Raw genomic sequence first — 19,715 nt, forward strand, 5'->3', positions numbered from 1 at the left:
CAACATTTCTACGCAGCAGACATCAAGCGGACATTCTCTGGCAAAACCTCGCGGGCATTCTGCGGCCATTCCAATCCAAGGGGGTTCGCATGAAGCTATTGAACGACAACCATTGCGCCGAGGGGCACAACAGCAATCGTCCCTTGATCCTCAGCCAGCGCACCGCCGCGCTCGGCCCCGACACGCCGATTGTGTTTCAGGAGTCGTGCCTGAGCGTTTCCAGCGATCAGAGCCGCATCGTCCTGCGCCGCTACTTCGAGCAGTTCAGCCCGACCAATGCGCACTGGGTCGAATACGTCCACAGCATTGCTGCCGCCGACCTGATCCAATGGATCATGAGCCACGGCCAGTTGCACATCGAATGTTCCGACAGCATCGCCACGCAACCTCACAAGGAAACCCGTTAATGACCCGCACGCATTCGCTGTCGCTGGCCCTCGCCACCACCCTGAGCCTGTCCGCCTGCAGCAGTAACAAGGTCGAACACAGCGGTTTTCTGCATGACTACAGCGTCTTGGCCGAGCGCCAGTCGCCGTCCGGCCAGCCTGTCCTGGCGTGGGTCAGCCCGGCACTCGCCCGGGGCCGATATACCCAGGTTTACCTGGCGCCAAGCCAGTTTTACCCAAGTGCCGAGCCGACGTCGCGGATTCCGCTGAGCACGCTGTCCGGGGTCACTGACTACTACGATGCGGCGCTGCGACTGGAATTAGGCAAGGTGATGCATCTGGTCAACCAACCGGGGCCGAACACGTTGGTGGTGCGCCCCGCCATCACCCAAGTGGCGACCAGCACTCAGGGTTTGCGCTTTTATGAGTGGCTGCCGGTCACCCTCGTCGCTGCCGGTGTGAGCACGGCGACCGGCATCCGCGATCAGGACAGCCAAGTCGCCACCGAGGTGTCGTTCGAGGACGGTTCGACCGGCGAGGTGATTGCCGAAGTGGTGCGCAAAGGCACCGGTGTGCCGCTGGAGAACGACAAGCAGGTGTTGACCGCCGATGATGTCAAGGTTGTGCTGGATGGCTGGGCCAGCGACCTGCGGCAATCGTATACGGCCATCCGCCGGTAAACACATATCCCCTGTAGGAGCTGCCGAAGGCTGCGATCTTATTGGGACGCGGAGCGTCCCCGGCTGCATTCCCACGCAGAGCGTGGGAACGATCAATCGCAGCCTTCGGCAGCTCCTACACAGGTGTGCAAGGAAAAAAAGCGCCGAGCAGTGAATTATTTCGTGTCCTCATGTATCTGAGCCAAAGAGTACGCGCCATCAAAAAGATGGCATCTACGCGGCACGATGGATCAGCAAAGAGAAGACCCGGATGAAATCACGCAAGAAAACCGTCAAGCCGATCGGCCTGAACGACATCACCATTGTCGACGACGCCAAGATGCGCAAAGCGATTACCGCAGCCGCCCTGGGCAATGCCATGGAATGGTTCGACTTTGGTGTCTACGGCTTCGTCGCCTATGTGCTCGGCAAAGTGTTCTTCCCCGGCGCCGACCCCGGCACCCAGATGATCGCCGCGCTGGCGACGTTCTCGGTGCCCTTCCTGATCCGGCCGCTGGGCGGCTTGTTCTTCGGCGCCTTGGGCGACAAGTACGGGCGACAGAAAGTCCTCGCCGCGACCATCGTGATCATGTCGCTGAGCACCTTCGCCATTGGCCTCATCCCCTCCTATGCCTCGATTGGCATCTGGGCGCCGATCCTGCTGTTGCTGGCGAAAATGGCCCAAGGCTTCTCAGTGGGCGGTGAATACACCGGTGCGTCGATCTTCGTCGCCGAATACGCGCCGGACCGCAAGCGTGGCTTCCTCGGCAGTTGGCTGGATTTCGGCTCGATTGCCGGTTTCGTCCTCGGTGCCGGCGTGGTGGTGTTGATTTCCACTACGCTCGGCGAAGCGAAGTTCGAGGAATGGGGCTGGCGTCTGCCGTTCTTCCTCGCCTTGCCGCTGGGCATGATCGGCCTCTACTTACGTCACGCCCTGGAAGAAACCCCGGCGTTCCAGCAGCACGTCGAAAAGCTTGAGCAAGGCGATCGCGAAGGCCTCGCCGGTGGCCCGAAAGTCTCGTTCAAAGAGGTCGCGACCAAACACTGGCGCAGCCTGATGACCTGCATCGGCGTGGTGGCGGTGACCAACGTCACCTACTACATGCTGCTCACCTATATGCCGAGTTACCTCTCGCACAATCTGCACTACAGCGAAAACCGTGGCGTGTTGATCATCATCGCGATCATGGTCGGCATGCTCTTCGTACAACCGGCGATTGGCTTCATCAGCGACAAGATCGGCCGCAAGCCTTTCATCGTGGTTGGCAGCATCGGTTTGTTCATTCTGGCGATTCCGGCGTTCATGCTGATCAACAGCGGCAAGATCGGTTTGATCTTCGCCGGCCTGCTGATGCTGGCCGTGCTGCTGAACTTCTTTATCGGTGTCATGGCCTCCACCCTGCCGGCAATGTTTCCCACGCACATTCGCTACAGCGCGCTGGCGGCAGCTTTCAACGTCTCGGTATTGATTGCCGGCCTGACTCCGACCGTGGTCGCGTGGCTGGTCGAGAGCACCAATAATCTGTACATGCCGGCGTATTACCTGATGGTCATCGCCGTGATCGGTCTGGCCACCGGGGTGACCATGAAGGAAACCGCGAACAAGCCATTGCGCGGTGCCGCGCCGGCAGCCTCGGACCTCGAGGAAGCCAAGGAACTGCTGCAAGAACACCACGACAACATCGAGCAGAAGATCGAAGACATCGACGCCGAAATCGCCGCGCTGGAAGCCAAGCGCAAGGAACTGGTGCAGCAGCATCCGCGAATTAACTGAGTCGTTTTATTCACTCATCCAAATCGCCCGGTCAGCCAAATCGGCTGACCGCGGCATCGATGAACTGGCGCACTTTCGCGGTCTTCTGCCGATGCGCCGTGTACAGCAGATGCATCGCTCTGCTCGGCGCCTCAAACCCCTCCAACAACCTCACCAACTCGCCTCTGCGCAATGCCGGTTCAAGAAAGTCGGCAGGCCCCAGCACAATCCCGAAACCATCCACCGCCGCTGACAACAACGCCTTGCTCTCGTTGACGTGCAAGCGACTGCTCACCGGCACGCGCTCGACCTGCGCACCGTTGAAAAACGACCACTCGTGATCGGCAGGCCGTGACCAATAGGCATAACCCAGGCACTCATGTTGTTGCAGATCGGCGGGCACTTGCGGCGTGCCGTGTTCTGCCAGATAGCGTGGCGCCGCGCAGACAATCAAGCGATACGCGGCCAAGGGCCTGGCGGTGAGGCTAGCCGTGGCCAACGGGCCGATCCGGAAAGCCACCTCAAACCCCTCCTCCACCAGATCCACCGCACGGTCTGTCAGGTGCAGATCAATTTCCACTTCAGGGAATTCGCGCAAGAACGCGGTCATGAACGGCATCAGGCTGTACGAACCGAAGGTTACCGGCGCGCTGATCCTGAGCTTACCGCGCGGCGTGTCATTCATGATTTGCGCCAGCGAATCAGCGGTCTCTGCCTCAGTGACGATGTGCTTGCAGCGCTCGTAGTAGGCCTGGCCCAGTTCGGTCAGGCTCTGCCGGCGCGTGGTGCGATTGAGCAACCGCGCACCCAGCCGCTGTTCAAGGGCGGCCACGTGTTTGGCAACCATTTGCGCCGACATGTCGAGGCGTTGCGCGGCACTGGCGTAGGAGCCCGCTTCGGCCGCCATCACGAAAGCCGCCATGCTGGTCAGCCGATCCATTCGAAACTCCTGTTAGCGAAAGTAAGTAACAGAGTGCAATTTATCTGCATCTGGTCATGAATCATCATAGTGGCTCCCCACCTGACAGAGGAACACACCATGCGAATTGGAATCGTTGGAGCCGGATTCATTGGGCGCGCCGTCGCGCAAATCGCCCTCGCCGCCGGGCACGAAGTAATGCTCAGTAACTCACGCGGCCCGAAGACCATGAGCAGCGTGCTCGCCGGCATCACCGGCTGCCAGATCGGCACGGCCGAACAGGCCACACAGTTTGCCGACGTGGTGTTGCTGGCCATCCCCTACGAACACATCCCGAGCCTGCCGCCAGCCTGGTTCGAAGGGAGAATCGTGCTCGACGCCAACAACTATTACCCCGATCGCGACGGACACATCGCCGTACTCGACACCTTCCAGACCACCACCAGCCGTTTGCTCGCCGAGCATCTGCAGGGCGCCACCGTGGTCAAGGTGTTCAATGCCATCCTCGCCGCGGACTTGCTCACCGATGCCCGCCCGCACGGCTCCAGCGAGCGGCGCGCCCTGCCCGTCGCCGCAGATGACGCTGACGCCAAGGCGTTGGTCGTGGGTTTGCTGGACGAACTCGGCTTCGATGCGGTCGACGCCGGAGGCCTCGATGAGAGCTGGCGATTCGAGCGGGCGAAACCGGCTTACTGCGCGCCGCTGGACAAGTCCGGGCTGGAGATAGCCCTGGCTGCTGCCGAGCGCGAGGTCGAGTTACCCTTGGGCAGTTGGCGGCGCTGATAAAGCCTGAACAGCGTCCAGCCAGTCGTGCTCCGGGTGCAACAGCGTCAAATGTCGAACCAGCCACACGCGTTCCTGCACCGACATCCGCGGTAAAGCCATGGCGAAATCGCTGCGGTCTTTGGCGCGCGTGTGCTTGGCTTTGAACAAGAGAACGGCAGCAGGTCGCAGATACGGAATGCCGGCCGTGCTGCGCATCACCATGTCGGCGCGTGAACAGACAATCGACGGATCGCGTTTATAAACCCAGGTGTCCGGCGTGCCTGGTTCGATCATCACATCCACGCGCCAGGCCTGTGCGGCGCGGTCGTATCCCCAGACCTGAAAAATGTCTGCGGCGGGCAAGCAAATCGCTGACAAAACCTGGAACGTACCGTCCTTCACCGCGTAGAAGTCGAGATCGCTCAGCGCCTGACGAAAACACGCAAAATCCGCCCGCAACACCGTGAACTCCAGATCATTGTGAGTCCGGGTTTGCCGCCCGTGCCACAAGTCCAGCGCCCAGCCGCCGACTACACACCACGGGTAGTTTACCGCGCTCAGACGTCGGGCCAATTCGTCAGGTGTCCAGGGTTGCCATTGCTCTTGATCGGGCACCAGCGGCCGGGCTGTCGTCATGTCTCAGGCTCGTTGTTCTATTGATGGATAACGGGAGTGCGCCATTCGAACCGCTTTCACCACCCGGCTCAAGATTTTTATCAGCTAGCCTTGAAACGGATCGCACGTCATTCAAGGAGCCGTCATGTTCAAGTTCATCAAGACCACCGTGATCGGCGGGCTGCTGTTCATCCTGCCGCTGGTGCTGATTGTCGTGCTGATCGAAAAAGCCATCCACCTGCTGCGCGGGCCGATGGAGAAGTTGTTGCCGATGTTCAAAGGCTATGACGTGGCGGGCGTGACGCTGGTGAGTGTGGCGACGTTGCTGGGCCTGATCGTCCTGTGTTTTCTCGCCGGGCTGCTGGCACGCACGTCTGCGGCGGCGCGGGCGCTGGAGGCCACGGAAAACAAGCTGCTCAGCAACCTGCCCGGTTACCAGTTGTTCAAGGACACCACGGCGCGGTTTGCCGGGCTGGAAAACGAGGACGGTTCCAAGGTCGGCCTGATTGCCGAGGGCGAAGGCTTTCGCCTGTGCCTGATCGTTGAGAGCGTGGATGACTGGCTGACGATTTTCATGCCGGACGGTGGCCCGGCGGGCAGCACTGCCGGTGAAGTGCGACTGGTGCCTGCCGCACACGTCATCGTTACTGAGCTGTCGTGGCTGACCCTGGCTACCGGGTTACGCCGAGGCGGCCGTGGCATGTTGGCGCAGATGCAAGCGTGGGTGCCGAAAGCCTGATCAAGGCGCATTGACCACCACATACGTCACATCACTGCCCTGATACTGCGGCTGGTACCAGGTCGAGCCGCATTGCATGTAGGCGACGTTGTACTGAATCACCTGCACGCAACTGCTGGGCATTTGCGCCGGGGTAAAGATTGCCCCTACCACCGCCGCAGTGGCCGCGACGGTTGCCGTTACCGCCACTGCGACCGCCACCGGATGGTAGTGATCGTCGTAGCCATAACGGCCATGGCCGTCGACATCAATATCGACATCGCGGCTGTTGTCGATGTTGACGTTTCGGTTGCCGTTGTTGACGTTCGTACGGTTACCAACGTTGTTGCCGGCATTGACCCGGTTACCCGAATTGACCCGATTGCCCGAATTGACCCGGTTACCGGCACTGACATTGTTGGTGCGCTGCGGCGCATTGATCCGCTGCGCCCGTTGCGCATTCGGCGCCGGCGCGCGGTTGACGTTGGCGCGGGCATGCCCCTGGGCGCGTTGCCCCCGGGCATCGGCTTCGACGACATAACCGGCGGTCAGCAGCGTGGCGGCGGCCAGCGACAACAACAAACTCCACGTCATCGACTTGTTCATGTCACTGCCCTCCCTGATCGCTGGCTTTTTTAAACGCAATCGCCACATCGCCTTTGCCCGGTTTGAAGGTGAACTGCGTGTCCGGAATGGTCGGCTTGAGGTTCCACTGATACACCGCGCTGTACTCGGGGAAGCTCTTATCGTCGGTGGTGGTGATCACCAGCTTGCACGGCAAGGGTTTGTCGGAGCGGGTCAGCCACAATTGCCAGTCGATGCCCTCTTGGCGAAACGCCAAATGGTCGCAGAGCTGGCCTTTGATGACCGACGGGCCCACGTACAACGCGGCTTTCAAGGCATCGATCTGCGCCTGATCACTGCCGAACAGAAACAGGTCCTCCATCGGCACCTGCACACCGTAGAAGTTTTCGACCTTGTGCAGGGTTTCCGCCACCGTGGCCGGGGCGTCGACGGTGGTGTAGTACTTCAGGTACGGCGAATACTGGGTGAGTTTTTTGCCGTTATAGAAAAACTCGCGGGTGCGCACATCGCCTTCGCTTTTCGCATACAGGCGATCATGGCCGACCACTTTCAGGGTGTTGGCGGACTCGGTCTTGATCTTCTGCCCGGACTCCAGAACCGTGTCGCGCGAGACTTGGGCGTCGACCTGGAATTTCGGCAGGCTGCGCAGGTAATCGCCCATATCGATGAGCTTGTCGACCACTTGCGGGTTGATCAACGGCGCGTCGTCGGTGGTCTCGGGAGGGGGCGCCGCCGGCGGGTCTTCGGCGCGGACTCCCGGCGCGAGAACCAGTGTGAACATCAGGCAGACAATACTGGCTGGGGCTTTCATCGGTTCCGCTCCTGTCCCTGCGTGGGCGTTGCGCCCGAAGGGCGACTGACTGACCAGCCTAGACGTCCGCTAAGGTGTACGCCAATGCGTCAGCGAGAGGGATGAGTGTCACGGTAGATTTTCTTTGCGCTGGCTCTCCAGAAGCTCGGTGATATCGGCCGGTTGATAGACCCAGCCGATGAACAATTCATAGCCAACCGCCAGAATCACCGGCCCGGTGAACAAACCAATAATGCCGCTGGTGACCATGCCCCCTAGCGCGCCGATCAGTACTACTGGCATCGGCACCGCGACGCCGCGTCCCAGCAGCATCGGTTTGAGCACGTTGTCGGCAAGCCCGGCAATCGCCATCCACACCGCAAAGATAATCGTGCCGGCGCTGACCCCGTCCACGGCGAAGACATAAATCACGATGGGCAGCGTGATCAGCAACACCGGCAATTGGGTGATGCCCAGCAGCAGCACCATCAAGGCGAGAACACCGGCCGCCGGTACGCCCATGACCACCAGTGCCACGCCGACCAGCAGCATCTGAATAAAGGCGATGCCGACCACACCCTGTGCCACGGCGCGGATGGTTGCCGTGCACAGTTGGGCAATCTGCGGGCCGCGCACCGGCCCGGAAATGCGTGTGGTGACAGCCACTGCTGTGCGGTGGCCGCGCTCGCCGTGATGCATGATCAGCCCGGCAACGATCAAGGCAATCACAAACACCACGATGCCTGCGCCGACGCCGGCGGCTTGATGCAACACCACTTTGCTCCAGTCCTTGAGGTGTGGCGCCAGTTCCTGAAACACCCAGCTCAGATCCTGTGACGCATGCATCCAGATGCCGTAAAGCGGCGCGCCAATCAACGGCCAGCCTTCAACACTGGCCGGTGGCGGCGGTATCTCGAACTGCCCCGCTTCGAACGTGTGCATGCTGCCCTTGATCGAATCGGCGATCGAAGCACCCAGCAGGCTCAACGGCAGCATCAGAATCACCAGGCCCAGCAGCACCAGAATGATTGCCGCCCAACCGTAGCGATTACCGAGTTTAGCGCCCAGAGCCTGATTCAGCGGATACAGCGTGACGGCCAGGATCAGCGCCCAAAGCATGACATTGAGAAACGGATGGAAAATGTCGTAGCAGAACAGCACCAGAACGGTGATCAGGCCGGCTCGAATGAGCACGTCGAGCAATGCTCTGGAACTCTGAAACGTTATCAGCGGTTTGTCTTCCATGTCGGCTCTCCTGATTGGGCCAGCGTTGAACCGCTGTGAGCCTAGTCCACTTCCAGCTCATCGTCTTTTAGCCTTAGCGCTCCAGCATGCCGTGACACAACAGATTCAGAACCCCGCGCATGTGCAAGGCGTGCGCAGGGCGATCCGGCACCTCCTGCGTGGCGAGGCGAATGAACGCCATGTTTGCGTATTGGTTGAACAGCGTCGCCACCACGTCGAGATCGATCAATTCGCGCACTTTGCCGGCCTGCTGAAAATGCAGAAGCAGCGCTTTGGTCTCTTCGATCACGGCGGCATTCCACGGGCTCATCGCCTCAGCCAACTCACCGGTCAGCAGGAACGGCGCCAATTCTCGCCATAACGAAGCCGGCATCGCTTGTAGCTGGTAATCGGTCATCAGCCCTTCGAACTCGCACAGCGCTTCCAGCGGATCACTGGCATCGTCGAGATTCGCCCGCGCCTCGCGCATGGCTTGCTCGTCGGGTTGCTTGAGCAAGGCCAGCAGAATCTCCTGCTTGCCGCCGAAATAGTTGACCACGGTGGGGGCGGAAACCCCCGCCTGCACGGCGATCTGGTCCAGCGTGGTAGCCGCAAAACCGTTGCGCTTGAACAACTCGAGCGCCGCCTCGGCAATCACCTGCCGGCGCTGTTCCTTCTGCCGTTCTCTGAGTCCGCTCATGTTGCCTCTGATGATCCTTGCCAATGGCCCTCAGCCTACGGAGATCTTTTTTCACCGACAAATATTTTCTTTACAAAAATATTTTTAGATGACAAAACTTTCTCCGTGCAGCGCTGCAACGAGCTCACTCACTTGCCCTTTGCTCTGGAGATCCGCCATGTCCGCCGAACTCGATTCGACCCGCAGTACCCGCGATTACCAAGCCTCTGACGCCGCTCACCACATCCACGCGTTCGTTGATCAGAAGGCGCTCAACGAGGAAGGTCCGCGGGTGATGGTCAGCGGTGATCGGCTGGCGTTGAGGGATAACGACGGCAATCGTTACCTGGACGGCATGTCCGGCCTGTGGTGCACCAACCTTGGTTACGGGCGCAAGGATCTCGCCGCTGCTGCGACCGCACAGCTGGAACAACTGCCCTACTACAACATGTTCTTCCACACCACTCACCCCGCGGTGATCGAGCTGTCCGAACTGCTCTTCAGTCTGTTGCCCAAGCACTACAGCCACGCGATCTATACCAACTCCGGCTCCGAAGCCAACGAAGTGCTGATCCGCACCGTGCGCAAGTTCTGGCAGGTGATGGGCCAGCCCGAGAAGAAAATCATGATCGGCCGCTGGAACGGCTACCACGGCTCGACCCTGGCCGCGACGGCGTTGGGCGGGATGAAATTCATGCATGAGATGGGCGGGACCATTCCCGATGTCGCGCACATTGATGAGCCGTACTGGTTCGCTCACGAAGGCAACCTCAGCCCGGAAGCATTCGGCCTGCAAGCGGCGCGGCAACTGGAAGACAAGATTCTAGAGCTAGGCGCCGACAAGGTCGCCGCGTTCGTCGCAGAACCGTTTCAGGGTGCGGGTGGGATGATCATTCCGCCGGCGACGTACTGGCCGGAAATCCAGCGTATTTGCCGTAAATACGATGTGTTGTTGTGTGCGGATGAAGTGATTGGTGGTTTTGGTCGCACCGGTGAATGGTTCGCCCATCAGACGTTCGGTTTTGAGCCGGACACGCTGTCGATCGCCAAAGGCCTGACCTCGGGTTACATCCCTATGGGTGGCTTGATTCTGTCGCGGCGCATGGCAGAAGCACTGGTCGAGAAAGGTGGCGTGTTTGCCCACGGCCTGACCTATTCCGGGCACCCGGTCGCGGCCGCGGTGGCGATTGCCAACCTCAAGGCGTTGCGTGATGAAGGTGTGGTCACCCAGGTGAAAACCGACACCGGGCCGTATCTGCAGAATTGCCTGCGCGAAGTGTTTGGCAATCACCCTTTGGTGGGTGAAATTCAGGGCGTCGGGCTGGTGGCGGCGTTGCAGTTTGCTGAGGACAAAGCGACGCGCAAGCGTTTTGCCAATGAAAACGATATCGCCTGGCGTTGCCGCACGATTGGCTTTGAGGAGGGATTGATCATTCGCTCGACATTGGGACGGATGATCATGGCCCCGGCGCTGGTCGCCACGCGCACGGAGCTGGATGAGTTGATCGACAAGACGCGGATTGCGGTGGATCGGACGGCGCGGGAGTACGGGGTGCTGTGATCGACTGCGGTCATACCTGCCGTCTGTGAACACCATAAAATCCCTGTGGGAGCTGGCTTGCCAGCGATGGCGATAGTTCAGACACATCATTATCGAATGGGCTGGCCCCATCGCTGGCAAGCCAGCTCCCACAGGGAATGGTGTAAGCCTGAAAGGGAAAATCGGTTGGAGATCAATCCCGCCGATTACTCCGCGCGCCGCTTGGTGTTAAATAGGCGCCAGTCTTAACCTTGTCGCTTATAGCTGTGCAACGAGAACCGATATGAACACCCACTCCAGGAAAAACACCCAAATTCAAACAGCGGTGAGCGCATGATCGAAGTCACCGAAGTTTCCATTGCCCAACTGCGCGCCGCGCTCGAGTCCGGCCAGACCACCGCTGTCGAACTGGTACAGGCATATCTCGCACGCATCGATGCCTACGATGGCGCCGACACCCCAACGGCGCTGAATGCCGTGGTCGTGCGCAACCCTGAAGCGTTGAACGAAGCTCGGGCGTCCGATGCCCGTCGTGCCGAAGGCAAAACCCTCGGCCCGCTCGACGGCATTCCCTACACCGCCAAAGACAGCTATCTGGTCAAAGGCCTCACTGCAGCGTCCGGCAGCCCGGCCTTCGCCGATCTGGTCGCTTATCGCGACGCCTTCACCATTGAACGTCTGCGCGCGGCCGGGGCGATTTGCCTGGGCAAAACCAACATGCCGCCGATGGCCAATGGCGGCATGCAACGTGGCGTCTACGGTCGCGCCGAAAGTCCTTACAACGCCAATTACCTCACCGCGCCGTTTGCCTCCGGTTCGTCGAACGGTGCCGGTACCGCCACTGCCGCGAGTTTTGCCGCGTTTGGTCTGGCTGAAGAAACCTGGTCGAGCGGGCGTGGCCCAGCGTCGAACAACGGCTTGTGCGCCTACACCCCGTCGCGCGGGGTGATTTCGGTGCGCGGCAACTGGCCGTTGACGCCGACCATGGACGTCGTCGTGCCTTACGCACGCACCATGGCCGACCTGCTCGAAGTCCTCGACATCGTCGTCGCCGAAGACCCGGACACCCGTGGCGACCTCTGGCGTCTGCAACCGTGGGTGCCGATCCCGAGCGTCAGCGAAGTGCGCCCCGCCGCCTACGCCGATCTGGCCGCCGACGCTAAAGCGCTGGCCGGCAAGCGTTTCGCCGTGCCGCGCATGTTTATCAATGCCGACCCTGAGGCTGGCACCAGCGAAGCCCCGGGCATCGGAGGCCCGACCGGCCAGCGCATCAACACCCGCGCCTCGGTGATCGACTTGTGGAAGCAAGCGCGCCAAGCCCTCGAAGCAGCCGGTGCCGAAGTCATCGAAACCGATTTCCCGCTGGTCTCCAACTGCGAAGGCGATCGCCCCGGCGCGCCAACCGTGTTCACTCGGGGGCTGGTCTCCAAAGAGTTCCTTCACCATGAGCTGTGGGACCTGACCGCGTGGGCGTTCGACGACTTCCTGCAAGCCAACGGCGATCCGAAACTCAATCGTCTGGTCGACGTCGACGGGCCGAAAATCTTCCCGCACGACCCGGGCACCCTGCCCAACCGTGAAGGCGATCTGGCTGCCGGCATGGATGAGTACGTGCGCATGGCCGAGCGCGGCATCATCCCGTGGAATGAAATCAGCACCGTGCCTGACGGCCTGCGCGGCCTGGAGCAAACCCGACGCATCGACCTCGAAGACTGGATGGACACGCTTGGCCTCGACGCCGTGCTGTTCCCGACTGTTGCCGACGTCGGCCCGGCGGACGCGGACGTCAACCCGGAGTCGGCTGACATCGCCTGGAGCAATGGCATTTGGGTGGCCAACGGCAACCTGGCGATCCGTCATCTCGGCGTGCCGACCGTCACCGTGCCGATGGGCGTGATGGCCGACATCGGCATGCCGGTGGGCTTAACCTTCGCCGGCCGCGCCTACGACGACTCGAACCTGCTGCGTTTCGCCGCCGCGTTTGAATCAACCGGCAGCAAACGCCAGATCCCGCCACGCACGCCGCCGCTGGCGTAAACGCGGTTAAAACTGTAGGAGTGAGCCTGCTCGCGATAGCGGTCTGTCAGTTAAATTTATCGAGACTGACACACCGCTATCGCGAGCAGGCTCACTCCTACAGGGGGTTGTGTGATGCCGTTCATTGAGCACATCCGCTCAATCCCCTGCCCTACATTCCCGCGATCATCCCAGCCATCTTAATTGCCGCTGGCCACCGACCATGATCGACCGCGCCTCTTCACGCCTCACCCTCCTCGCGCTGCTCTGCGGTCTGACCACCAGCGCCCACGCCAGCGGTTTCTTCGACGATGCCAAAAGCGAAATCCTCAGCCGCAACTTCTACCTGAGCAACGACTACCGCTCGCCCTCACCCTCCGGCAAAAACTACAAACAAGAATGGGCTCAGGGCCTTATCGGCACTTTCTCATCCGGTTTCACCGCCGGAACGGTCGGTTTCGGCATCGATGCCCACGCCTTCGCCGGGCTGAAACTCGACGGTGGCAGAGGCCATTCCGGGACCGGTCTGCTGCCGGTCGACAGCGATGGCCGCAGCGAAAACGATTACTCCAGCGCAGGCGGTGCGCTCAAGCTGAAAGCCTCGCGCACCACCCTCGCCTTCGGTGAAATGACCGTCGAAACCCCGGTGTTCGACACCTCCGACAAACGCTTGCAACCGGAGTACGCCACAGGCTTCCTGCTCAACAGCGCCGAGTTCAACCACATCAACCTGATGGCCGGGCATTTCACCGCTTTCAAGAACCAGGACAGCTCCTCCGGCAGAGGCGACTTCTACGGCTACGGCGCCAATACCGAGGCCGGCGCGATCAGTTTTCTCGGCGCCGATCTGTTCACCGACAGCCCAGTGGGCGGCGCGCTGTATGCCTCCGACCTGAGCGACACCTGGCATCAGTACTACGGCAATCTGCACCTCAAGCAGTCCGGGGTGCTGCTCGACGCCAACCTCTACCACACCCGCGACACCGGCCGAGCGCTGGCCGGCGCCATCGACAACACCGCGTTCAGCCTCTCCGGCAAATACGCCTTCGGCCCGCACGCGGTGATGCTCGGCTGGCAAAAGATCAATGGCGACACACCGTTCGATTTCGTCGGCGGCGACTCGATCTACCTCGCCAACTCGATCAAATACGCCGATTTCAACGGCGCCAACGAACGCTCCTGGCAAGCGCGCTACGACCTCGACCTCGGCGCCTTCGGCATCCCCGGCCTGAAGTTCATGACCCGCTACGTCAGCGGTAGCCACATCGACGGCACCCACGCGCCCAAGGGTGGCGCCTACAACCCGTTCGATCCTGACAGCGGCAGTTATCAACCGCAGCAAGGCGATGGTGGCAAGCACTGGGAGCGCGATATCGATTTGAAGTACGTCGTGCAATCGGGCGCGGCGAAGGATCTGTCGGTGCAGGTGTCGCATGTTTCACACCGGGCCAACGAGGCGCAGGCCGGTGATGACATTGACCGTATCTACGTGGTGATCCAGTACCCACTGGGTTTCTAACCCACCGCCCATCCCGAATTGAAACACTTTCCCCTGTAGGAGTGAGCCTGCTCGCGATAGCGTCTTTTCAGCAACATTCATGCTGACTGATACACCGTTATCGCGAGCAGGCTCACTCCTACAGGTTTCTGCGGCGATCACCAGGCTGTGTTTACACCGCCGAACCTGTGGGAGCGAGCCCGCTCGCGAAGGGGCCAGTGAAATCAGCGCAAATCGCCTTTTAAACTCAGGCGTTTAAAAGACACCTTCAGACACGCCTTTCAGGCTACAAATTCTTGCGCCATTACCTACAGCTACGCCAGAATCCGCCGGCTTGTGCGCCTTGGGGTCGGGTTCTATTGTGGTGCGGTCGCTGACAAATCAGCGATCGGGTTTCGCAGCCCGGATCAATCAAGGCGCACAGCGCACCCAATCGTTGCTATCAAGATTTATGCAACGGTGCTTCATGGCGGCTGTGCGCGGGATACCTTCGGGTATGCCGGGTACCTTGATTCCCGGTCTGCGAACCTGCGTACAGCTGCCACCTCTCTTCGTTTCGCAGCGAAATGTGGCAGCTCCGACAATCAAGGAGCTTTACCCATGATCAAACCAACACCCAACCCACCCGAAACAGACCTCGCGTCCCCCTACCAATCCCTCGATTCAAAAAAACTCAACGACGCCGCCGAACGCGCCCTCGATCACTATCTCTGCCCACCTGGCTCCACCCCACCACCACGTAAAACCCGCCGGATGTACGCCGTTAACGCAGATTTCAAAAACGAGGAGTTGCTGGCCGACGCCAGCGAAACACTCGCCTCCGCCAGAACCATCGCTCATGACTTCGCCCATCTCATCCCCGCGTCGCAGCGCAGGACGCTGCTGGGGATCGCGCAATTGATCATGCTCGGCGAACTCGCGGTGAATCGGGTGATGGATAATCTGGAATTGCCGAATTAGTTCGGGTACAGATCGTTCCCACGCTCTGGGTGGGAATGCCTCAACGGACGCTCCGCGTTCGGCTCTGGATGGGACGCAGAGCGTTCCGGGCTACATTCCCACGCAGAGCGTGGGAACGATCAACACCGGCAAGATCAAAAGATCGCAGCCTTCGGCAGCTGCTACATAGATCGGTGTCGGAGCTGCCGAAGGCTGCGATCTTTTGCTTTTGGCAAACTGGCGGAACGCGTTATCAGGTATCAGGGACAAACCCCGTTTGCCCCCAGACCTTTGCCCGACTTTTCGTCTTTTAAACTTCAGTGTTTAAAAGACACCTCCAGACACGCCTTCAAGGCTACAAATTCTTGCGCCATTGCCTACAGCTACGCCAGAATCCGCCGGCTTGTGCGCCTTGGGGGCGGGTTCTATTGTGGTGCCGTCGCTGACGAATCAGCGATCGGGTTTAGCAGCTCGGCAAATTTCAAGGCACGCGAGTATCGCCATTACGTTATGGCGGCTTTGCGTGGGGCACTTCGGTGCGCCGGGATCCTTGAGCCTGGTCTGCTAACCCGCGTACAGCCGCCACCCTATCCGTTTAGCAGCGATGGAATGACGGCTCCACATCTCAAGGAGCTTCACCATGATAAAACCAACACCCAACCCGCCCGAAACTGACCTCGCTTCCCCCTACGAATCCCTCGATTCAAGAAAGCTCAACGACGCCGCCGAACGCGCGCTCGATCACTACCTCTGCCCACCCGGTTCCACCCCGCCGCCACGGAAAACCCGCCGGATGTACGCCGTGACCGCCGACTTCAAAAACGAAGAACTGCTGGCCGATGCCAGCGAAACACTCGCCTCAGCCAGAACCATCGCCCATGACTTCGCCCGCCTCATACCCGCGTCGCAACGACGGACGCTGTTGGGGATTGCGCAATTGATCATGCTCGGTGAGCTGGCGGTGAATCGGGTGATGGATAATCTGGAGTTGCCGTAGTAGCGGGGATACAGATCGTTCCCACGCTCTGCGTGGGAATGCCTCAACGGACGCTCCGCGTTCGGGTCTGGATGGGACGCAGAGCGTCCCGGGCTGCATTCCCACGCGGAGCGTGGGAGCGATCAATCTACGGCAGCCGTTCTTTGGCTTGTTGGAAACTGGCGGAAGGCAGCCGGAGTCGAACCTGCCCGGGAACGGATGCCGTCCCCAACCGGGTTTGAAGCCCGGCCGCGCCACCGGGCGCGATTGCCTTCCTTGAACTCATTGTGCGCAGGCGTTGGCCAGCGCGTTGTCGGGGCGGATCTGGCGGGATTCGCCGAGGCGTCGGGTCAGGCCGACGCGGTCGAAATATTCGAGGTACTGAATACAGCGTTTGCGTCCCAAGCCTAGCGCATCGCGGAAGGTTGTCACCTGGATCTGCGGATTTTCCTTGGCCAGTTTTAACAACACGTCAGCCATTTGGCGCAGTTGCGCGTCACTCAAAAACAGATCGCGTACGACTTGATGCATCAGACCCAAGCGCGCCAGTTTGCGCAGCAGCAGGCGCACGACGGCGTCGTCCTGGCCGAGCATTTTCGCGATGTCGCGCACCCACGGCGGGTCGAATTTGGCGTTTTCAAACAGCGGTTGCAGTTGTTGCCAGAGGGTTTCGTCTTCGGCGTTCAGGCGCACCTGATGCTCAGGCAGGTGCAGCCATGGGCCGCTCGTTTGGATCGATCCGGCCGCCAGCAATTCATCCAGCAAACTTACAAACGTCGAACGCTCCAGCGCCAGACCGCTGAAGCGGCGCAGGCGATCGCGGTCGGGGCCCATCTGGTCGGGCTCCTGTTCATGAAACTGTGTGAGTTGTTCCAGCAGGGTGAATTTCAACTGCGCCCAGCGCTGCACGTTGAACAGTACCGGGCCCTGGCGGGTGTCGATCAGGCGGACGTTTTCCGCTAACGACCACGACGCGCGCGGGCGATTGAACTGGCGCTCCAGCCTTTGCGGATCGAGGCCGCCGGCGCTGTAGTTGAGCAGCACGGGCAAGACATGTTCGAGTTCGCCGCCGGAGGCCAAGGTGCGTAGTTGCTCCAGACGTTCAGGGCTGCGCCGTTGTCGCGCCGGGGCGAACGGGTCGAGGACCTGACCGCCACCCAAGGTGCGTTGCGCGCTCTGGTCGCGCAGGATCAGGCGATCGCCCTTCACCGCATGCACCGGCGCATTGATCAGCAGTTGCGCGAACATGCGCTCGCCGGGACTCAGCCGCGGGCCTTCAAGTAAAGCCACCCTAGCGATGACGTCCTGCGTACCGAGGTGCACATGTACCGGGTGAAAGTGTTCGAACGTGCGATCGCTGGGCAGCAGTTTAAAGTCGAAGTCGACCCGTTGTGTTGGCGCGTGCAGCCATTCGCTGAGCAGCCACTGGCCGCGATGGATCTGCGCAAGTTCGAGGCGTTCGCCGGTCAGGTTCAACGCCACCCGCTGGCCGGCAACAGCAAGTTCGGCGGGTTGATTCTGTGCATGCAAGCCGCGAACCCTGACCGATTTTCCGGATGGCCCGAGGGTGAGCTTGTCGCCGACGGCAACTGTGCCCGACAACGCCGTCCCGGTAACCACAATCCCCGCACCGGCGACGCTGAACGCGCGGTCGATGGCCAGGCGAAAACCACCTTCGCGGCTGCGCTCCAGTACTTCACGTTGCGTCTGCAATAACGTCTCGCGCAGTTCATCAACGCCCTGCCCGGTCACGCTCGACACAAGCACGATCGGCGCTTCAGCAAATGGCCCGGCCTCAAGCAAATCCAGCACCTGCCGCTGAACCTCCTCCACCCTGCCCGCCTCGACCCGGTCGCATTTGCTGATCGCCACCACGGCGCGCGGGATGCCGAGCAATTCGACAATTGCCAGATGCTCGCGGGTCTGCGGCATCACGCCATCGTCTGCGGCGATCACCAGCAAGACCAGATCGATGCCCTGCGCACCGGCGAGCATGTTGTGGGTGAATTTCTCGTGGCCGGGCACGTCGATAAACCCGGTCAGCCCCGCGCCGGGTTCCAGTTCAGCGTAGAGATAACCGAGGTCGATGGTCATGCCGCGCGCGCGTTCCTGCGGGCGGCGGTCACCGGTTTGCCCGGTCAGCGCTTGTAGCAGCGACGTCTTGCCGTGGTCGATGTGCCCCGCCGTGCCGACGATCACGACTCGACCTGCAACTGCGGCAATTGCGCGAGCCACGCTGGTTCATCGTCGAGCTGACGCAGATCCAGCCACAGGGCATCGTCGTCAATCCGCCCAAGCACGGGGATCGGCAAGGCGCGCAACGCCGCTTCCAGATTCAGCAGGCAACGCCCGCGCAAACGCTTGGAGACTTGCGGGCGCATACACAATGCCGCACTCGGTAAACGCGCCACCGGTTGGCTACCGCTGCCGATCATGCCCAAGGCCTCGACTGCGCTAACCTGCCAAACCGACCCCAAGATTTCAGCCATCAAGGGCTGCAAGCGTGAGGCCTGCGCAAAGATATCTGCCTGCGGCCGGGTGAGCAGACGCAAGCTCGGCAGACGCTCAGCGAGGCGATCGGGATCGCGATACAAACCCAGCACCGCCTCCAGCGCCGCCAAGGTCAACTTGTCCACGCGCAAAGCGCGTTTCAACGGGTTCTTCTTGATCTTCGCAATCAGTTCTTTGCGCCCAACGATCAACCCTGCCTGCGGGCCGCCAAGCAACTTGTCACCGCTGAAGGTGACGATGTCCGCGCCATCCAGCAGCGCCTGCCGCACAGTCGGTTCCGCCGGCAATCCCCAACGGGTCAAATCCAACAGGCTGCCGCTGCCCAGATCTTCCAGCAACGGCAAACCATGCCGATGGGCCAACTCGGCCAATTCCGCAGTCGGCACGCGAGCGGTAAACCCTTCGATGCTGTAATTGCTCGCGTGCACACGCATGATCAAACCGCTGCGCGGGTTGATCGCCGCTTCATAGTCGCGGGCATGGGTGCGATTGGTCGTGCCGACCTCATGCAGGCGCACGCCGGCGCGGGCCATGATGTCGGGGATGCGGAAGGCGCCGCCGATCTCGATCAGCTCGCCACGGGAAATAATGCCTTCCTTACGCGCGCCTAGACTGTTGAGTGTCAGCAGCACGGCGGCGGCGTTGTTATTTGCCACGGTGACGGCCTCGGCACCGGTCAGTTCGCGGATCAGGCCTTCAATCAAATCATCACGATCACCGCGCTTACCGCTGGCCAGATCGAATTCCAGATTGAGCGGATAACGCGCGGCCATTTGCACCGCGTCGATGGCTTCTTCGGGCAACAAGGCGCGACCAAGGTTGGTGTGCAGCACCGTGCCGGTGAGGTTGAAGACCCGGCGCACGTGGCTGCGTTGTTGCTGGAGCAGGCGTTCACTGACGCGGCCAGCGAGCACTTCAGGGCTGATTTCGACGGCTGACAATTGCCCGTTCAACACACCGGGGCGCAGTTCATCGAGCAACTGGCGCAAACCCGCCAGCAGTGATTCACGCCCATGACGCTCAAGCAAAGGCACACAGGCCGGATGACGCAACACACCATCAATGGAAGGTAACCGCAGGGACATCAGTCACTCCTGGAGACAGTTCACTGCGCCCCGCAGTGAAAAACAAGAGTGTAGACC

At 60.9% G+C, this 19,715-nt stretch carries 18 protein-coding genes and 1 tRNA gene; 10 read left to right on the forward strand and 9 right to left on the reverse strand.

Features of this window, described 5'->3' with window-relative positions; genetic code table 11:
• Positions 1–89 precede the first annotated feature (89 nt).
• The 3 genes from CKW14_RS20740 to proP all read left to right on the forward strand — a co-directional run bounded on the left by CKW14_RS20740 (position 90) and on the right by proP (position 2,819).
• Positions 90–407 (forward strand): hypothetical protein, encoded by a 318-nt coding sequence (locus CKW14_RS20740; protein ID WP_093431433.1) that lies wholly within the window; start codon positions 90–92, stop codon positions 405–407.
• Positions 407–1,066, forward strand: a complete 660-nt coding sequence (locus tag CKW14_RS20745) for a DUF3313 domain-containing protein (RefSeq protein ID WP_095049047.1) — start codon at positions 407–409, stop codon at positions 1,064–1,066. Before CKW14_RS20740 ends, CKW14_RS20745 begins: the two co-directional genes overlap by 1 nt.
• Positions 1,067–1,316: 250 nt before the next feature.
• Positions 1,317–2,819, forward strand: coding sequence for a glycine betaine/L-proline transporter ProP (gene proP, locus CKW14_RS20750; protein WP_093431427.1), 1,503 nt, complete (start codon positions 1,317–1,319; stop codon positions 2,817–2,819).
• A gap of 31 nt (positions 2,820–2,850) precedes the next feature.
• Here proP and CKW14_RS20755 read toward each other — a convergent pair whose 3' ends face one another.
• A complete protein-coding gene (locus tag CKW14_RS20755) occupies positions 2,851–3,738 on the reverse strand; it encodes a LysR family transcriptional regulator (protein WP_095126033.1) in 888 nt (295 codons plus the stop codon).
• A 99-nt stretch (positions 3,739–3,837) separates the two neighbouring features.
• On the opposite strand from CKW14_RS20755, the gene CKW14_RS20760 reads away from it, so the two are divergent.
• Entirely contained in the window at positions 3,838–4,500 is a 663-nt protein-coding gene (locus CKW14_RS20760; protein WP_095126034.1) for an NAD(P)-binding domain-containing protein, read from the forward strand.
• Here CKW14_RS20760 and CKW14_RS20765 read toward each other — a convergent pair.
• Positions 4,474–5,118 carry a nucleotidyltransferase domain-containing protein gene (locus CKW14_RS20765; RefSeq protein WP_095049050.1) on the reverse strand — a complete coding sequence of 215 codons (645 nt, stop codon included), beginning with the start codon at positions 5,116–5,118 and terminating at the stop codon, positions 4,474–4,476. The two genes, CKW14_RS20760 and CKW14_RS20765, sit on opposite strands and share 27 nt — an antisense overlap.
• A 124-nt stretch (positions 5,119–5,242) precedes the next feature.
• Here CKW14_RS20765 and CKW14_RS20770 point away from each other — a divergent pair, with 124 nt between their 5' ends.
• Positions 5,243–5,836: a hypothetical protein gene (locus CKW14_RS20770; RefSeq protein WP_095126035.1), complete on the forward strand. Its 594-nt coding sequence runs from the start codon at positions 5,243–5,245 to the stop codon at positions 5,834–5,836.
• Here CKW14_RS20770 and CKW14_RS20775 read toward each other — a convergent pair whose 3' ends face one another.
• The 4 genes from CKW14_RS20775 to CKW14_RS20790 form a co-directional block, all read right to left on the reverse strand.
• A complete protein-coding gene (locus CKW14_RS20775) occupies positions 5,837–6,421 on the reverse strand; it encodes a hypothetical protein (RefSeq protein ID WP_095126036.1) in 585 nt (194 codons plus the stop codon).
• A gap of 1 nt (position 6,422) precedes the next feature.
• A complete protein-coding gene (locus CKW14_RS20780) occupies positions 6,423–7,211 on the reverse strand; it encodes a DUF2092 domain-containing protein (RefSeq protein ID WP_095126037.1) in 789 nt (262 codons plus the stop codon).
• A 108-nt stretch (positions 7,212–7,319) separates the two neighbouring features.
• A complete protein-coding gene (locus tag CKW14_RS20785) occupies positions 7,320–8,435 on the reverse strand; it encodes an AI-2E family transporter (protein WP_095126038.1) in 1,116 nt (371 codons plus the stop codon).
• Between the two features lie 73 nt (positions 8,436–8,508).
• Positions 8,509–9,114: a TetR/AcrR family transcriptional regulator gene (locus CKW14_RS20790; protein ID WP_095049055.1), complete on the reverse strand. Its 606-nt coding sequence runs from the start codon at positions 9,112–9,114 to the stop codon at positions 8,509–8,511.
• 157 nt (positions 9,115–9,271) lie between these two features.
• Here CKW14_RS20790 and CKW14_RS20795 point away from each other — a divergent pair, with 157 nt between their 5' ends.
• The 5 genes from CKW14_RS20795 (at position 9,272) to CKW14_RS20815 (ending at position 16,083) form a co-directional block, all read left to right on the forward strand.
• On the forward strand, positions 9,272–10,654 hold the full coding sequence (locus tag CKW14_RS20795) for an aspartate aminotransferase family protein (protein ID WP_095126039.1): 1,383 nt from the start codon (positions 9,272–9,274) through the stop codon (positions 10,652–10,654).
• A 312-nt stretch (positions 10,655–10,966) separates the two neighbouring features.
• Positions 10,967–12,670, forward strand: coding sequence for an amidase (locus CKW14_RS20800; protein ID WP_095049057.1), 1,704 nt, complete (start codon positions 10,967–10,969; stop codon positions 12,668–12,670).
• A gap of 202 nt (positions 12,671–12,872) precedes the next feature.
• On the forward strand, positions 12,873–14,168 hold the full coding sequence (locus CKW14_RS20805) for an OprD family porin (RefSeq protein ID WP_095126040.1): 1,296 nt from the start codon (positions 12,873–12,875) through the stop codon (positions 14,166–14,168).
• A gap of 579 nt (positions 14,169–14,747) precedes the next feature.
• Entirely contained in the window at positions 14,748–15,107 is a 360-nt protein-coding gene (locus tag CKW14_RS20810) for a DUF6124 family protein (protein ID WP_095126041.1), read from the forward strand.
• A gap of 619 nt (positions 15,108–15,726) precedes the next feature.
• On the forward strand, positions 15,727–16,083 hold the full coding sequence (locus CKW14_RS20815; protein WP_095126042.1) for a DUF6124 family protein: 357 nt from the start codon (positions 15,727–15,729) through the stop codon (positions 16,081–16,083).
• A 159-nt stretch (positions 16,084–16,242) separates the two neighbouring features.
• Here the strand turns inward: CKW14_RS20815 and CKW14_RS20820 are convergent.
• From CKW14_RS20820 to selA, 3 genes are all read right to left on the reverse strand, one after another.
• Positions 16,243–16,338: transfer RNA gene (locus tag CKW14_RS20820), tRNA-Sec, on the reverse strand.
• A 6-nt stretch (positions 16,339–16,344) separates the two neighbouring features.
• Positions 16,345–18,261 (reverse strand): selenocysteine-specific translation elongation factor, encoded by a 1,917-nt coding sequence (gene selB / locus CKW14_RS20825; RefSeq protein ID WP_095126043.1) that lies wholly within the window; start codon positions 18,259–18,261, stop codon positions 16,345–16,347.
• Positions 18,258–19,661, reverse strand: a complete 1,404-nt coding sequence (gene selA, locus CKW14_RS20830) for an L-seryl-tRNA(Sec) selenium transferase (protein WP_176471318.1) — start codon at positions 19,659–19,661, stop codon at positions 18,258–18,260. The genes selB and selA overlap by 4 nt, the downstream gene beginning before the upstream one ends.
• Between the last annotated feature and the right edge of the window lie 54 nt (positions 19,662–19,715).

The sequence above is a fragment of the Pseudomonas sp. Irchel s3a12 genome (genome assembly GCF_900187485.1).
Classification (GTDB): domain Bacteria; phylum Pseudomonadota; class Gammaproteobacteria; order Pseudomonadales; family Pseudomonadaceae; genus Aquipseudomonas; species Aquipseudomonas neuropathica.

Excerpts from the sequence above, each read along its gene's own strand:
- CKW14_RS20740 (WP_093431433.1), top strand. The coding sequence starts at position 90 with ATGAAGCTATTGAACGACAACCATTGCGCCGAGGGGCACAACAGCAAT.
- CKW14_RS20745 (WP_095049047.1), top strand. The coding sequence starts at position 407 with ATGACCCGCACGCATTCGCTGTCGCTGGCCCTCGCCACCACCCTGAGC.
- proP (WP_093431427.1), top strand. The coding sequence starts at position 1,317 with ATGAAATCACGCAAGAAAACCGTCAAGCCGATCGGCCTGAACGACATC.
- CKW14_RS20755 (WP_095126033.1), bottom strand. The coding sequence starts at position 3,738 with ATGGATCGGCTGACCAGCATGGCGGCTTTCGTGATGGCGGCCGAAGCG.
- CKW14_RS20760 (WP_095126034.1), top strand. The coding sequence starts at position 3,838 with ATGCGAATTGGAATCGTTGGAGCCGGATTCATTGGGCGCGCCGTCGCG.
- CKW14_RS20765 (WP_095049050.1), bottom strand. The coding sequence starts at position 5,118 with ATGACGACAGCCCGGCCGCTGGTGCCCGATCAAGAGCAATGGCAACCC.
- CKW14_RS20770 (WP_095126035.1), top strand. The coding sequence starts at position 5,243 with ATGTTCAAGTTCATCAAGACCACCGTGATCGGCGGGCTGCTGTTCATC.
- CKW14_RS20775 (WP_095126036.1), bottom strand. The coding sequence starts at position 6,421 with ATGAACAAGTCGATGACGTGGAGTTTGTTGTTGTCGCTGGCCGCCGCC.
- CKW14_RS20780 (WP_095126037.1), bottom strand. The coding sequence starts at position 7,211 with ATGAAAGCCCCAGCCAGTATTGTCTGCCTGATGTTCACACTGGTTCTC.
- CKW14_RS20785 (WP_095126038.1), bottom strand. The coding sequence starts at position 8,435 with ATGGAAGACAAACCGCTGATAACGTTTCAGAGTTCCAGAGCATTGCTC.
- CKW14_RS20790 (WP_095049055.1), bottom strand. The coding sequence starts at position 9,114 with ATGAGCGGACTCAGAGAACGGCAGAAGGAACAGCGCCGGCAGGTGATT.
- CKW14_RS20795 (WP_095126039.1), top strand. The coding sequence starts at position 9,272 with ATGTCCGCCGAACTCGATTCGACCCGCAGTACCCGCGATTACCAAGCC.
- CKW14_RS20800 (WP_095049057.1), top strand. The coding sequence starts at position 10,967 with ATGATCGAAGTCACCGAAGTTTCCATTGCCCAACTGCGCGCCGCGCTC.
- CKW14_RS20805 (WP_095126040.1), top strand. The coding sequence starts at position 12,873 with ATGATCGACCGCGCCTCTTCACGCCTCACCCTCCTCGCGCTGCTCTGC.
- CKW14_RS20810 (WP_095126041.1), top strand. The coding sequence starts at position 14,748 with ATGATCAAACCAACACCCAACCCACCCGAAACAGACCTCGCGTCCCCC.
- CKW14_RS20815 (WP_095126042.1), top strand. The coding sequence starts at position 15,727 with ATGATAAAACCAACACCCAACCCGCCCGAAACTGACCTCGCTTCCCCC.